The sequence below is a fragment of the Streptomyces sp. NPDC044002 genome (assembly GCF_056434525.1).
In genome coordinates, this window is the sequence record NZ_JBWKEZ010000034.1 from 16,988 (window position 1) to 32,272 (window position 15,285).

Sequence of the window (15,285 nt, forward strand, 5' to 3'; positions counted from 1 at the left end):
ACGATGGATTCCATGGCTCGGAAACGGAATTGGATCCCGGACCAGCACGGGGCGTGGGCGATGCTCGTCGTGCCGTTCCTCGCGGGCACCCTCCTGGCCCCGCACCCCGGCCGGGAGCACGTACTGCTGCTGGCCGCCTGGCTGCTCGGGTACGCGGCGGTCTTCCACGGCCAGCAGTGGCTGCGGCTGCACGCGCGCGGCCTGCGCTCGGCGCGGCGGCACACCCTGCCGGCCCTGGTCCTCGGCGGGGCGTGCGCGGCGGTGGCGCTGCCGCCGGCCGTCCGGCACCCCTGGCTGCTGCTCGCCGGCGCGGCGGCCGTCCCCTTCCTGGCGGTCAACACCTGGTACGCGTGGCGGGGCCGGGAGCGGGCACTCGCCAACGGCCTCGCGGCGGTGGTCCCGGCGTGCGGCATGGCACTGGTCGCGGCCCGGCTCGGGGGGCTCGGACCCGGCCGGGCGTGGCCGGCGGCGGTGGCGTGCCTGCTGTACTTCGCGGGGACGGTGCCGTACGTGAAGACGATGATCCGGGAACGGGGTTCGCGGGCGTACCGGCGGGGCTCGGTGGCGTACCACGCCGCGGCCCTTGCGCTGGCCGCGCTCCTCTCCCCCTGGCTGGCCCTGCCCTTCGCCGCGTACCTGGCCCGCGCGGCCGCCCTCCCGGGGCGGGGGCTGCGCCCGGCGGTCGTCGGCGCGACGGAACTCGCCTGCGCGGGGGGCCTCCTGGCGGTGCTCTGCCTCTCGTGACGCCGGTGCCGGTGGGTGGGCCGCTGCGCGGGGCCGTCCCCTACCCGCCCTTCCACCGTTCCCCGGGCGCTGCCCGGACCCGCGCCTCAAGCTCCCCCAGCTACCGCTGGGAGGTGCCCCCAGGCGGGGCTGGAAGGGCCCGGGGCTCCGCCCCGGACCCCGTTCCGGGCGCTGCGCGCCCGGTGCGCTCAAACTCGCCCCGCCGGCACATCTCAGCCTCGCCGGCGTTTGAGGCGCGGGGGTCTGGGGGCGGCGCCCCCAGGGAACGGTGGAAGGGCGGGTAGGGGACCTCGCCCCGCGCAGCGGCACACCCACTCAGACGGCGGAACCAGCGGAGCTAAATGGCCTCCTTGCGGGTCAAGAAGTTGAACGACACCCACCCCGGCAGCACCGGCAGCCAGAAGGTCATCAGACGGAACAGCAGCACCGCCGAGATCGCGACCTCCTTCTCCAGCCCCGCCGCGATCAGACCCAGCGTCAGCGTCGTCTCCACCGCGCCCATGCCGCCCGGCGTCGGCGCCGCCGAGCCCAGCGCGTTGCCCGCCAGGAACACCACCGCGATGCTCGCGTAGCTGATGGCCTCGCCACCCCCGAACGCGCGGATCGAGGCGTCCAGGCACATCACGAAGCAGCCGGTCAGCAGCAGCATCCCGCCGATGCCCGTCACCAGCTTCTGCGGCCGCTGGAGCACGTCCAGCATGCGCGGCACCACGCCCGCGAACAGCGCCCGCACCCGCGTCACCACGAACTTCCGCAGGAACGGCACCGCCGTGACGACCAGCACCAGCACCGCCACCGTCAGCAGACCCGCGATCACCGTCCTCGACGGGGCCATTTCCGGGGTCTTCTCGGTGCCCGTCAGGTAGCCGAAGGCCAGCAGCAGCAGGATGTGGCTCGCCAGCCCGAACAGCTGCGACGCGCCGACGCTGGCCACGGCCAGCCCCGGCCGGACCCCCGCCCGCTGGAGGAACCGGGTGTTCAGTGCGACACCGCCGACCGCCGCCGGGGCGACCAGCTTCACGAAGGACCCCGCGACCTGCGCGACCACCGTCCGCAGGAAGGGGACCCGTTCCGGGACGAAGCCCAGCAGGCTCATGGCCGCCGCGAAGTACGTCAGCACCGAGAAGGCCAGCGCCGCCCCGACCCAGCCCCACTGGGCCTGGCCGATGATCGTCGCGAAGTCCACGTGGGCCAGCTGCGTGAGCAGGAAGTACGCACCGAAGGCACCCGCGATGAAGGACACCAGCGTGCGCGGCCGGATCCGTTCCAGCCGGGCCGGCTCCACCGGCGCCTGCGGGCGGATCAGCAGCACCTGCTGGCGGATCTGGCTCAGCAGGTCCTCCTCCCGCGCCCCCTCCAGGGCGTCGTCCAGCGCCTTCTTCTCGGCCTTGCGGTCCGCCGCGGCGGAGGTGGCCGCCGTGGCCGCCCCGGCCTCGGAGCCCGCCTCGCGCGCCGCCTTCGCCGCCCGCGAGGACTCCAGTACGGCCTCCCGCTGCCGGTCGGCCCGCTCCCGGGCCAGCCTGCGCAGGGTCGCCCGGGTGGAGCGGCTCAGCGCGATCGGCTGGAGCAGCGGCAGGCAGTCCGCCACCGTGTCCGGGCCGAGCACCGACACCGCCGAGGCCACCGCCCGCTCCGCGCCGACCCGCAGGCCGAGCGTGGTCAGCAGCTGCGCGATGTCCATCCGCAGCACCAGGTCGCCGGCCGCGATCTCACCGCCCCGCAGGTCCGTGAGGATCACCTTGCCGGAACGATCCACCACCAACGCGTCGCCAGTGAGCCGGCGGTGCGCGATCCGGCGCGACTGCAGGGCCCGTACCTGCTCCCACGCGTTGTGGGTCAGCTCGTCGGTGATCTCCTCGTCGGCGAGCGCGTCCAGGTTCCGGCCGCCCAGGTGCTCGTAGACGAGCATCACGGCGTCCGGACCCAGCTCGGAGGTGGCGATCAGCTTCGGCGCGTTCGCCCCGGCCGCGATGGCCGCGTACGCGAGCAGGGCCTCCTGTTCGAGGGCCTGGCGCAGCGACTGGATGCTGCGCCGGGTGGTGATCCCGCGCAGGGTCATCCGCCGCCAGACCCGGTAGAAGAAGCCCTGCGCCTGCTGTTCCCGGTCCACGACGGTGACGTCCAGCGGCGGCCCGTCCTCCAGCGTGACGTGGTACCGCCGGCCGCGGTCGCCGGTCTCCGTGCTGTCCCCGTCCGCGGCCTCCGCGCGCATCGCGCTGACCGGCTGGAAGCCGACGCGGCGCAGGCCGGCGAGGAGGTTCTGCCCGGTGGGCCGGACGTTCGGCGAGCCGACGGCGTACAGGGTCCCGTACGCCACGCTCCAGCCGATCAGCACCGTCAGGATGATCGAGAACGGCGTGGTGTAGCCGCTGACCAGCATGGCGAAGGCGTCCAACAGCAGCACCACCCAGAGCGCGACCCGCCAGCGGGGCCGCCGGGTCATCCCGACGGCGGTCATGTACGCGATCACCGGTGCGAGGTACCCGTGCACCGGGTCCGTGGAGCCGGACGTGGCCGTGGCCCGGGTCAGGGCGTCCTGGATGGTCTCGGGGGCGCCCTGGGACACCCACAGGTCGGTGGCCAGGGTCACCCCGTGCGCGAGGACGGCCGCGAGGACGCCGTCGGCGATGCGCAGCCCGTCGCGCTTGATCAGCCGCTCGATGGCGAAGGCCACCGGTACGAGGAGCACGGCGATGCTGGACACCAGCCCCGCGACCTTGATCAGCAGGGCGGGCGCCTGGCCGGTGCCCTGCGTGATGTCCTGCTCCAGGCCCGCGGTGGTGCCGTGGGCGAACGCGGCGATGCCGAGCACGACGGCGATGCCGAGGATCCCGGCGAGCAGGCGTACCAGGTCGGAGGGCCGGTGCACGCGGGCGGCGAGCAGCGGCTCGTCCACCTCGACGCGGTCGGCCTCCGTCGGCGTGTGGCCGGGCGGGTCGTCGGGGTGCGCCTCGTCCGGGCGCGCGTCATCGCCCCTCGCCGCGCCGTCCGGAGGGCTCACAACCCGCTCCTTCGCCGTCACATCCGTCTCTTCTTGATCACGTATCACCAGTCACCGCCCGGAAGATGGTGGCACGGACGGGCGGCCGCGCGGGGCAGCAGGGTGCGCGCCGGTACGGAAGGAAAGCTTCCACCGGACCGGCCGGAGCATCCGGCACCATGTGCCGAATGAGCGATGAGCTGCCCGCCTACGCGGAGCGGGTACTGGAGGTGGCCGAGCGGATTCCGCCCGGCCGGGTGATGACCTACGGGGACGTCGCCGAGTGGCTCGGCGAGGGCGGCCCGCGCCAAGTCGGGCGTGTCATGGCCCTGTACGGGGGAGCCGTGCCCTGGTGGCGCGTGGTGCGGGCGGACGGAGTACCCCTGCCCGGCAGCGAGCGGCGCGCCCTGGAGCACTACCGGACCGAGGGCACCCCGCTGCGCGAGACCCCCTCCGGCGAACCCCGGCTGGCCATGCGCAGGGCGCGCTGGGACGGGCGCGACGAGGGGGCCGGGGGCGACGAGGCTCACACCTGACAGCTTCCGGCATACGAGACGCGGGCGGAGGGTCGAAGGCCCGTACGGAGGACGGCGCCGGAGCACTCCCGGGCGACTTCCGCACCCCGCGGGACGGACTGCGGCAGCCGGCGCGGTTGGCGTAGCGTTGCCTCTTCGGCGTACGCGGCCGTGGTCCTCCCGACCGCCGCGGCCGCCGGGCAGACCGCAGCAACCGCAGACCCACCAGGACCGGCACCCCACGTGATCACCTCTCCCCCCGGCCGCTCGGAGCGGCGTACGCGCACGTCCGACGCGTACCGCCTGGTGCGCACCGGGCCGGTCCAGGTGGCTCCCCCTGTTCTGGACGCAGCCCAGCAGGCGGTGGTTGATCACACCCGCGGACCCCTGCTGGTCCTGGCCGGCCCCGGCACCGGCAAGACCACCACCCTCGTGGAGGCCGCCGCCGCCCGGGTCGAGGCCGGCACCGACCCCGCCCGGATCCTGATCCTCACCTTCAGCCGGAAGGCGGCCGTGGAGCTGCGCGACCGCGCCGCCCTGCGGCTCGGCGGCGCCCGCGCCCCGCAGGCCACCACCTTCCACTCCTTCTGCTACGGCCTGGTCCGCGCCCACCAGGACCACGAGCTCTTCGCGGACCCACTGCGGCTGCTGTCCGGCCCGGAGCAGGACGTGATGGTCCGCACCCTGCTGGAGGGCCAGCGGCGGCTGCGGTCCATCCGCTGGCCGGACGACCTGCGGGCCGCGCTGACCACGCGCGGGTTCGCCGACGAGGTCCGCGCCGTCCTGGCCCGCGCCCGCGAACTGGGCCTGGGCCCCGAAGCCCTCGCCACCTTCGCCGAGCGCATCGGCCGCCCCGACTGGAAGGCCGCCGCGGCCTTCCTCTCCGAGTACCTCGACGTCCTCGACCTCCAGGGCTCCCTGGACTACGCGGAGCTCCTGCACCGCGCCGTCCTGCTGGCGGAGACCACCCCGGCCCTCTCGGCCGCGTACGACGTGATCCTCGTGGACGAGTACCAGGACACCGACGCCTCCCAGCTGCGGCTGCTGCGCGCGCTGAACGGGCCGGCCGGGACGCTGGTGGCCTTCGGCGACCCCGACCAGTCGATCTACGCCTTCCGCGGCGCCGACATCAACAACGTCCTCGACTTCGAGTCGGCCTTCCCGGGAGCGCGGGTCCGCGCCCTGACGACGGGCCGCCGCTCGGGCGCGAACCTCCTGGCCGCCACCCGCCTCCTCACCGCCCGCATGCCCCTGCCGCGGCTGCCCGCGGCCGCCGTCCGCGCCCACCGGGACCTCGCCCCGGCCCGGGAGGGCGGCACCGTGGAGGTGTACACCTACCCGACGGCCGGCGCCGAGCTGGACAACATCGCCGACGTGCTGCGCCGCGCCCACCTGGAGGACGGCGTCCCCTGGGGCGACATGGCCGTCCTGGTCCGCGCGGGCGGCCGCACCCTCCCGGCGATGCGCCGCGCCCTGATCGCGGCGGGCGTCCCGGCGGAAACCGACGCCGCGTCCACCCCCCTCCGCCACGAACCCGCCGTCTCCCCCCTCCTGACGGCCCTCCGCCTCACCGCTGCCGCTGCCATGCCGGGCGGGGTGCGGGACGGGGCTGTCCAGCCGGACGGGGACCAGGAGGGCGCCCCCCTGCCGACCGGAGCCGCTGCCCTGCCGGGCGAACACCGGACCGGGGCCGCCCTGCCGGGTACGCCCGGCCCGTCGGCGGGGGCTGCCCCGGTGCTGGGTGGGGATATGGACGGCTCGGCCCTGCCGGAGGCGGCCGCCCTGCCGGGCGGGGACGGTGACGGGGCTGCCCTGGCGGGCACGGATCCGGCTGCCACGGCCCGGTCGGGCGCGGCCGTATCGGCCGCAGCCCTCCCCGGCGCCGCCCCGGTGACCGGCCTCCTGCCGGAGGCTGCCAAGCCGGCGGGCTCTGATCCGGCCGCGCCGGGTGCCGCAGGCACGCTGCCGGACCCGGCCGGGTCCGATCCGGGCGGTGAGGCCCCGGCGGGTCCTGGCGCCGCAGGCGGCGGGGTGCGTGAGGCTGCTCATGACTCGGGGGCGGGCGGGCGGGACCTTCCCCCCGGCCGCGGCGCCGAGGCCGACGCGGAGCCGCTGCCCGGCGGCGCCGTGGCGGTGGCGCCGGGTGCCGACGGCGCCTCCGTCGTACCCGACCCGTCCGGGCTCGGCCCCGCCGGACCGGGCGCCGCAGGCGCCGAGGCGGGCGAGCTCGCTCGCGACTTCGGGGCGGGCGGGCGGGACCTTCCCACGGGCCCCGGTGTCGGCACGTCCGGCCCCGCAGAGGCGGGCTTCGACAACACCACCGAAGGCACCGGCCCCGAGGCCGGAGCCGACGCCACCGGGGGTGACCCCGAGACCCCCGCCGAGGCCGGATCCGACGTGCCCGGGGGCGGCCCCGAGGACCCCGTGACCGCCGGAGGCGAAGGGTGGGTCGGGGTCGAAGGGGCGCTGGCGCTGCTGACCTCGCCGCTCGGCGGGATGGACGCCGCCGACCTGCGGCGGCTCGGGCGGGCGCTGCGGGACGAGGAGCGGGCCGCCGGGGTCGCCGTGCCCGCGCCCTCCGACGTGCTGCTGGCCCGCGCCCTCGCCGAGCCCGAGCGGCTCACCGCCCACGACCCCGCCTACGCCCGCGGCGCGCAGCGCCTCGGCCTGCTGCTGCGCAAGACCCGCGAGCTGCTCCAGGGCGGCGGCACCGCCGAGGAGGCCCTCTGGACCCTCTGGGACGGCACCCCCTGGCCGCAGCGCCTCGAACGCCAGGCCCGCCGCGGCGGCACCGGCGGCCGCAACGCCGACCGGGACCTCGACGCGGTCTGCGCCCTCTTCGACAACGCCGCCCGCGCGGAGGAACGTACCGGCGGCCGCGGCGCGCTCAACTTCCTCGAACAGCTGGAAGCCGAGGACATCGCCGCCGACACCCTCACCGGCAAGGCCGTCCGCACCGACGCCGTACGCCTGATGACCGCCCACCGCTCCAAGGGCCTGGAGTGGGGCCTCGTCGTCGTCGCCGGGGTCCAGGAAGGGCTCTGGCCCGACCTGCGCCGCCGCGGCTCCCTCCTCGAAGCCGACCGCATCGGCCGCGACGGCCTCGCCGAACCCCTCACCCCCGGCGCCCTCCTCGCCGAGGAGCGGCGGCTGTTCTACGTCGCCGCCACCCGCGCCCGCCACCGCCTCGTCGTCACCGCCGTCAAGGCCCCCGCCGAGGACGGCGACCAGCCCTCCCGCTTCCTCACCGAACTCGGCGTCACCCCCAAGGACGTCACCGGCCGCCCCCGCCGCCCCCTCGCCGTGCCCGCGCTCGTCGCCGAGCTCCGCGCCACCACCGTCGACCCCGACGCCTCGCCCGCCCTGCGCGACGCCGCCGCCCGGCGCCTGGCCCGCCTCGCCGCGCTCACCGACGACGAGGACCGCCCGCTCGTACCCGCCGCGCACCCGCAGCGCTGGTGGGGCCTGTACGAGCCCACCGCCTCCGCCGTGCCGCTGCGCGACCGCGACCGGCCCGTCACCCTCTCCGGCAGCGCCCTGGACCAGCTCGCCAACACCTGCTCCCTCCAGTGGTTCCTCGGCCGCGAGGTCAAGGCCGACGCCCCCTCCACCGCCGCCCAGGGCTTCGGCAACGTCGTCCACGTCCTCGCCGACGAGGTCGCCTCCGGCCGCACCCCCGCCGACCTGGCCGTCCTCATGGAACGCCTCGACTCCGTCTGGGACGCCCTCGCCTTCGACGCCCCCTGGAAGTCCCGCCAGGAGAAGGACAACGCCCGCGCCGCCCTGGAACGCTTCCTGCGCTGGCACACCACCGACCGCGGCGGCCGCTCCGCCGTCGCCACCGAGCACGACTTCGACGTCACCCTCGACGCCGGCGAGTACGCCGTACGGATCCGCGGCTCCATGGACCGCGTCGAGGCCGACCCGCAGGGCCGCGCGTACGTCGTCGACTTCAAGACCGGCAAGGGCGCCCCGACCAAGGACCAGGTCGCCCGCCACCCGCAGCTCGCCGTCTACCAGCTCGCCGTCCGCGAGGGCGCCGTCGACGAGGTCTTCGACGGCCGCCGCCCCGAACCCGGCGGCGCCGAACTCGTCCAGCTGCGCCAGGGCGCCGCCAAACGCGACGGCGGCGACGCGGTCCCCAAGATCCAGGCCCAGGAACCGCTCTCCGGGTCCGGGTCCGGGTCCGGGTCCGGGTCAGGCGACGGCTCCGGCGAGGGCTCCGGCGGCGGCTCCGGCGGCGGCGAATGGGTCGGCGACCTGCTGGCCACCGCCGCCGGCCGGGTCCTCGACGAACGCTTCGCCCCCGCCACCGGCGAACACTGCGCCCGCTGCAGCTTCCGCAGCGCCTGCAGCGCCCGCCCCGAGGGCCGCCAGACCGTGGAATGAGACGCGGGCCGGGAGTGTCGGCGGCTCCGGCTAGCCTTTTGAGGTGACCGCGTACGTGTCCGGGCGGGCCCCCGCCCTCGACGATCCCGAGCAGCTCAAGGAGCTCCTCGGGATCCCGTTCACGCCCGAACAGCTGGCCTGCGTCACCGCCCCCGCCGCCCCCCAGGTGATCGTCGCCGGCGCCGGCTCCGGCAAGACCACCGTGATGGCCGCCCGCGTGGTCTGGCTCGTCGGCACCGGCGCGGTCGCCCCCGAACAGGTCCTCGGCCTGACCTTCACCAACAAGGCCGCCGGCGAGCTGGCCGAGCGCGTCCGCAAGGCCCTCGCCCAGGCCGGCGTCACCGACCCCGACCCCTCCCCGGCCGACGTCGAGGCCGGGACGGCCGGCGGCGAACCCCGCATCTCCACGTACCACGCCTTCGCCGGGCAGCTCCTCAAGGACCACGGCCTGCGCATCGGCCTGGAGCCCAGCGCCCGCCTCCTCGCCGACGCCACCCGCTTCCAGCTCGCCGCGAGGGTGCTCCGCGAGGCCCCCGGCCCCTACCCCTCCCTCACCAAGTCCGTCCCCGACCTGGTCAGCGACCTCCTCGCACTCGACGGGGAACTCTCCGAGCACCTCGTCGAGCCCGACGCACTGCGCGCGTACGACACGGAGCTCCTCGGCGTCCTCGCCGGCACCAAGCTCACCAACGACGACCTGCGCAAGGTCCCCGAGGCGGTACGCGGCCGCCTGGAGCTGCTGGAACTGGTCTCCCGCTACCGCGCCGCCAAGCGCTCCCGCGACCTCTTCGACTTCGGCGACCAGATCGCCCTCTCCGCGCGGCTCGCCACCACCCGCCCCGAGGTCGGCGCCCTGCTCCGCGACGAGTTCCGGGTGGTCCTCCTCGACGAGTACCAGGACACCTCCGTCGCCCAGCGGCTGCTGCTGTCCGGCCTCTTCGGCGGGGGCACCGGGCACGCGGTGACCGCCGTCGGCGACCCCTGCCAGGCCATCTACGGGTGGCGCGGCGCGTCCGTCGCCAACCTCGACGACTTCCCCGAACACTTCCCGCACGCCGACGGCCGCCCCGCGACCCGCCTCTCCCTCAGCGAGAACCGCCGCAGCGGCGGCCGCCTCCTCGACCTCGCCAACGGCCTCGCCGCCCCGCTGCGCGCCATGCACGAGGGCGTCGAGGCGCTGCGCCCCGCCCCGGGCGCCGAGCGCGACGGCACGGTCCGCTGCGCCCTGCTGAACACCCACGCCGAGGAGCTGGAGTGGCTCGGCGACTCCGTCGCCCACCTGGTCCGCACGGGCCGGGAGCCCGGCGAGATCGCGGTGCTGTGCCGCTCGGCCGCCGACTTCGCGCAGATCCAGGCGGTGCTGGTCGCCCGGGACGTCCCGGTCGAGGTCGTCGGCCTGTCCGGCCTGCTGCACCTCCCGGAGGTGGCCGACCTGGTCTCCGTCTGCGAGGTGCTCCAGGACCCCGGGGCCAACGCCGCCCTGGTACGCCTTCTCATCGGCCCCCGCTGGCGGATCGGCGCCCGAGACCTGGCCCTCCTCGGCCGCCTCGCCCGGCAGCTGGTCGCCCGCCCCGACGCCGCCGACGGCCCCGACGGACGCCTCGCGGCGGCGGTCGAGGGAGTCGACCCGGCCGAGGTCGTCTCCCTGGCCGACGCGCTGGAAACCTTCCTGGACGGCTCGGCCCCCGGCGACCTGCCCTTCTCGGCCGCCGCCCGGGTCCGCTTCGCACACCTCGCCCAGGAGCTCCGCGACCTGCGCCGCTCGCTCTCCGACCCGCTGATGGACGTCCTGCACCGCGTCCTGGCCACGACGGGCCTGGACGTGGAGCTGTCGGCCTCCCCCCACGCCCTCGCGGCGCGCCGCCGCGAGACCCTCTCCAACTTCATGGACGTCGCGGCCGGCTTCGCCGCCCTGGACGGCGAGGCCACCCTGCCGGCCTTCCTCGGCTTCCTGCGCACCGCCGCCCAGTACGAGAAGGGCCTCGACCACGCCCTCCCCGGCGGGGAGAACACGGTGAAGGTCCTCACGGCCCACAAGTCCAAGGGCCTGGAGTGGGACGTGGTGGTCGTCCCCGACCTGTGCGCGGGCTCCTTCCCGAAGGAGAAGGCCCCCGAGGCCTGGACCGCGCACCCGAAGGTCCTCCCGTACGCCCTGCGCGGCGACACCGACACCCTCCCGCCCGCCCCGGCGTGGACCTCGGCGGGCCTGAAGTCCTTCAAGGCGGCCCTGAAGACCCACAAGGAGACGGAAGAGCTCCGCCTCGGCTACGTCACCTTCACCCGCCCCCGCTCCCTCCTCCTCGCCTCGGGCCACTGGTGGGGCCCGACCCAGAAGCGACGCCGGGGCCCCTCGGCGTTCCTGCAGGCCCTGTACGCCCACTGCGAGGCCGGCTTCGGCGAGATCGAGGCCTGGGCGGAGGAACCGGAGCCCGACGCCGAGAACCCGGCCCTGGCCGCCGACGCCGCCCCGGACCACTCCTGGCCCCTGCCCCTGGACCCGGCCTCCCTGACCCTCCGCCGCCGGGCGGCCGCCCTGGTCGAAGCCCACCTCACCCCACCCGCACCGACCGACCCCTACCTCTGGCCCCCGCACTGCGAGGACCCGTCGTACGACACCGAACCCCTGCCGCTGCCTCCGGCGGACGACCCGTGGGCGGACGAAGCCGTGCCCGTGGTGTCCCCGGACGGGGACGGCCTCTGGGCGGGCGAGCCCGCACCCGCCGACCCGTGGGCCGGCGTCCCGGCGGGACTCCCCGGCGGCGCCGGAGCGAACCACCCCCGGGCCGGCGAAGCCGCGGGCGCAGGTCCCGGCGCAGCCGATGGGGACGACCTCTGGGCCGGCCAGACCGTGGGCGATTCCCGCTCGGCGGGCGGGGACGAGCTGTGGGCGGGCGAAGCCGTGCCCGTGGACCCGTGGGGCGAACCCCCGGCGGGGTCCTCCGGCACGGATGACCGCGACCCCCGGGCGGGGCACCGCGGCCCCGCGGTGTCCCCGGAGGGGGACGACCTCTGGGCCGGCGAAGCCGTGCCCGGGTGGACCGGCGCAGCCGGGGACGGGCCCCGCGGGGTCCGGGGCGGAGCCCCGGTTTCGGGAAGGGGCGGGGTGGGGGAGAAGGACCTCCCGCCGGACGCCGCCGACACCGCTCCGGACGACCCCTGGGCGGGAGAGGCCGGCACCACGGCCCAGGCCCCGGACGACCTCTGGGCCGGCGAGGCCGCCGGCTACCCGGGCGAGCCCGGCGGCGGCGCCGGCGGCCTGGCCGACGACCTCTGGGCCGGCGAAGCCGTGCTGCCCGGGGCGGGGACCGGCGGTCCGGGTACGGCCCCGGCGCAGCCGGACCCGCACGCCCCCGCCCCCGCGCGGCAGCGGCAGCCGTACCCCCACGACACCCCCCCGGAGGGCCCGCTCACCCCCGAGGAGGCCCGGGCGGTGGCCTCCTGGGACCGGGACCTCGACGCCCTGGAGGGCGAGCTCCGCCGTGCCCGCGCAGCCGTGCGGGACGTCGAGTTGCCCTCCGCCCTGTCCGCGAGCCAGCTCCTGCGACTGGCCGCCGACGAGCAGGCCTTCGTACGCGATCTCGCCCGCCCCATGCCCAAGCCCCCGCAGCCCGCGGCGCGCCAGGGCACCCGTTTCCACGCCTGGGTGGAGTCCCGCTTCGACGAGCTGCCCCTGCCGCTCCTCGACGACCTCCTCGACCCCGCCGCCGACCTCCCCGGCTCCGACCAGGAGGTCGCCGACGAGGCCGACCTGGCCGCCCTCAAGGCCGCCTTCGAGCGCAGCGAGTACGCCGAGCGCACCCCGTACCGGATGGAGGCCCCGGTCCAGCTGACCCTCGCCGGCCGGGTGATCCGCGGCCGGATCGACGCCGTGTACCGCAACCCCGACGGCTCGTACGAGGTGGTCGACTGGAAGACCGGCCGCACCACCCAGGCCGACCCCCTCCAGCTCGCCGTGTACCGCCTCGCCTGGGCGGAAGCCACCGGCACCCCCCTCGACCGGGTTTCCGCGGCCTTCCTGCACGTCCGCAGCGGCCGCGTGATCCGCCCCCGTGACCTGCCCGGACGCGAGCGCCTTGAGCGGATCCTCCAAGGCAAAACGGGCACGGACGGCGCCCCCCGGGCGGACGGCTAGGCTCGTGGCCATGAGCGAAACCCCGGACAACGTCGTCCGCACGTACATCGGCACCCACCGCGCCGCCTTCCTCGACGACCTCGCCGAGTGGCTGCGCATCCCCTCCGTCTCGGCGCAGCCCGAGCACGCCGACGACGTACGCCGCAGCGCCGACTGGCTCGCCGCGAAGCTCAAGGAGACCGGCTTCCCGGTCGCCGAGGTGTGGGACACCCCGGGCGCCCCCGCGGTCTTCGCGCACTGGCCCGCTGCCGACCCGGCCGCCCCCACCGTCCTCGTCTACGGGCACCACGACGTCCAGCCCGCCGCCCTCGCCGACGGCTGGCACACCGAGCCGTTCGAGCCGGTCCTCAAGGACGGCCGGATGTACGGGCGCGGCGCCGCCGACGACAAGGGCCAGGTCTTCTTCCACACCCTCGGCCTGCGCGCCCACCTCGCCGCGACCGGCGCCGAGGCCCCCGCCGTGCACCTCAAGCTGCTCATCGAGGGCGAGGAGGAGTCCGGCTCCCCGAACTTCCGCGACCTCGTCGAGGCCCGCGCCGCCGAGCTCGCCGCCGACGTCGTGATCGTCTCCGACACCGGCATGTGGTCCGAGACCACCCCCACCGTCTGCACCGGCATGCGCGGCGTCGCCGACTGCGAGATCGACTTCCACGGCCCCGACCAGGACATCCACTCGGGTGCCTTCGGCGGTGCCGTGCCCAACCCGGCCACCGTCGCCGCCCGCGTCGTCGCGGCGCTGCACGACGAGGACGGCCGGGTCACGCTCCCCGGCTTCTACGACGGCATCGCCGAGCTGACCGAGGCCGAGCGCCGGCTGATCTCCGAGCTGCCCTTCGACGAGGCCGAGTGGCTGCGCACGGCCAAGTCGTACGCGGCCGCCGGCGAGGCCGGCTACTCCACCCTGGAGCGCGTCTGGGCCCGCCCGACCGCCGAGGTCAACGGCATCGGCGGCGGCTACCAGGGCCCCGGCGGCAAGACCATCGTGCCCGCCTCCGCCCACCTGAAGCTGTCGTTCCGCCTGGTCTCGGGTCAGGACCCCCACGAGGTCGAGGCGGCCTTCCGGGACTGGCTCGGGACCCGCGTCCCCGCCGGGATCCGGTACTCCGTCACCTTCGGCGCGCCCACCCGCCCCTGCCTCACCCCGCTGGACCACCCGGCGCTGCAGTCCGTCGTCCGTGCCATGGGCCGCGCCTTCGGGCAGCAGGTCCGCTTCACCCGCGAGGGCGGCTCGGGCCCGGCGGCCGACCTCCAGGACGTCCTGGACGCGCCCGTCCTGTTCCTCGGGATCTCCGTCCCGTCCGACGGCTGGCACTCGCCGAACGAGAAGGTCGAGCTCGACCTGCTCCTCAAGGGCGTGGAGACCACCGCCTACCTGTGGGGCGACCTCGCCGCGAACTGGTCGCCGCCGCAGCCCGCCGCGGCCGGCGCCGCCACAGCCTGAAGCACGTCCCGTACGCCTGCCTTGTCCCACCACCGGGGGAGTTGGAAGTACCAGTGAGCACCCACACCGAGCGTCCTCTGTCGCTCACCGCGCCCAGCGGCATCGACCGCGCCGCGCACCACCGCCTCGACGAGGCGTGGCTCGCCGCCGCCTGGAGCCACCCGACGACCCGCGTCTTCGTCGTCTCGGGTGGCCAGGTGCTGATCGACGACACTCCCGACGGCGGCACCGGCATCGTGATGACCCCCGCCTTCGAGGCCCCGGTCACCGAGACGCACCGGTACTTCCTGGGCACGGACGAGGACGGCGTACGGTACTTCGCGCTGCAGAAGGACTCCCTGCCGGGCCGCATGGACCAGTCGGCCCGCCCGGCCGGGCTGCGCGAGGCCGGGCTGCTGCTGAACCCGCGCGACGCCGGGCTGATGGTCCACGCGGTGGCGCTGGAGAACTGGCAGCGCATGCACCGGTTCTGCTCCCGCTGCGGCGAGCGCACCGTCGTCGCGGCGGCCGGCCACATCCGCCGCTGCCCGGGCTGCGGCGCCGAGCACTACCCGCGCACCGACCCGGCGGTGATCATGCTGGTCACCGACGAGCAGGACCGGGCGCTGCTGGGCCGCCAGGTGCACTGGCCGGAGGGCCGCTTCTCGACGCTGGCGGGCTTCGTGGAGCCGGGCGAGTCGATAGAGCAGTCCGTGGTCCGCGAGGTGTGGGAGGAGGCGGGCGTGCGGATCGGCGAGGTCGAGTACGTCGCCAGCCAGCCCTGGCCCTTCCCGTACAGCCTGATGCTGGGCTTCAACGCCCGCGCGGTCAGCTCGGAGATCACGGTCGACGGCGAGGAGATCCAGGAGGCCCGCTGGTTCTCCCGCGAGGACTACCGCGCCGCGATCGAGGCCGGCGAGGTCCTGCCCCCGTCGGGCATCTCCATCGCGGCCCGCCTCGTCGAGCTCTGGTACGGGCAGCCGCTGCCCAAGGGGCCGTCGGCGGTCTGAGCCGCCGGCACCCCGCCGCGGACCGTCCGGGCCGGGGGGGGGGGGGGGGGGGGGGGGGTGGGGGGGGGGGGGGGGGGGGGGGGTGGGGAGGGGGT

7 protein-coding genes are annotated in these 15,285 nt (G+C 76.1%); 6 read left to right on the top strand and 1 reads right to left on the bottom strand.

The window, feature by feature from the left end; genetic code table 11:
- Positions 1–12 precede the first annotated feature (12 nt).
- Positions 13–744, top strand: coding sequence for a YwiC-like family protein (locus AC07A6_RS24040; protein ID WP_478778467.1), 732 nt, complete (start codon positions 13–15; stop codon positions 742–744).
- 337 nt (positions 745–1,081) lie between these two features.
- On the opposite strand, the gene AC07A6_RS24045 is transcribed toward AC07A6_RS24040, so the two are convergent.
- Positions 1,082–3,793: a lysylphosphatidylglycerol synthase transmembrane domain-containing protein gene (locus AC07A6_RS24045; RefSeq protein ID WP_478778468.1), complete on the bottom strand. Its 2,712-nt coding sequence runs from the start codon at positions 3,791–3,793 to the stop codon at positions 1,082–1,084.
- A gap of 119 nt (positions 3,794–3,912) precedes the next feature.
- On the opposite strand from AC07A6_RS24045, the gene AC07A6_RS24050 reads away from it, so the two are divergent.
- The 5 genes from AC07A6_RS24050 (at position 3,913) to nudC (ending at position 15,190) form a co-directional block, all read left to right on the top strand.
- Positions 3,913–4,260, top strand: a complete 348-nt coding sequence (locus AC07A6_RS24050; RefSeq protein WP_285547002.1) for an MGMT family protein — start codon at positions 3,913–3,915, stop codon at positions 4,258–4,260.
- Between the two features lie 285 nt (positions 4,261–4,545).
- Entirely contained in the window at positions 4,546–8,628 is a 4,083-nt protein-coding gene (locus tag AC07A6_RS24055) for a UvrD-helicase domain-containing protein (RefSeq protein ID WP_478778490.1), read from the top strand.
- A gap of 43 nt (positions 8,629–8,671) precedes the next feature.
- Positions 8,672–12,760 carry a UvrD-helicase domain-containing protein gene (locus tag AC07A6_RS24060; RefSeq protein ID WP_478778469.1) on the top strand — a complete coding sequence of 1,363 codons (4,089 nt, stop codon included), beginning with the start codon at positions 8,672–8,674 and terminating at the stop codon, positions 12,758–12,760.
- A 10-nt stretch (positions 12,761–12,770) separates the two neighbouring features.
- The gene (locus tag AC07A6_RS24065; RefSeq protein WP_478778470.1) at positions 12,771–14,201 is read left to right on the top strand and encodes a dipeptidase; all 1,431 of its coding nucleotides are present in this window, start codon (positions 12,771–12,773) and stop codon (positions 14,199–14,201) included.
- Positions 14,202–14,242: 41 nt separating this feature from the next.
- The gene (nudC, locus tag AC07A6_RS24070) at positions 14,243–15,190 is read left to right on the top strand and encodes an NAD(+) diphosphatase (RefSeq protein WP_007266403.1); all 948 of its coding nucleotides are present in this window, start codon (positions 14,243–14,245) and stop codon (positions 15,188–15,190) included.
- Positions 15,191–15,285 lie beyond the last annotated feature (95 nt).

Excerpts from the sequence above, each read along its gene's own strand:
- AC07A6_RS24040 (WP_478778467.1), top strand. The coding sequence starts at position 13 with ATGGCTCGGAAACGGAATTGGATCCCGGACCAGCACGGGGCGTGGGCG.
- AC07A6_RS24050 (WP_285547002.1), top strand. The coding sequence starts at position 3,913 with ATGAGCGATGAGCTGCCCGCCTACGCGGAGCGGGTACTGGAGGTGGCC.
- AC07A6_RS24065 (WP_478778470.1), top strand. The coding sequence starts at position 12,771 with ATGAGCGAAACCCCGGACAACGTCGTCCGCACGTACATCGGCACCCAC.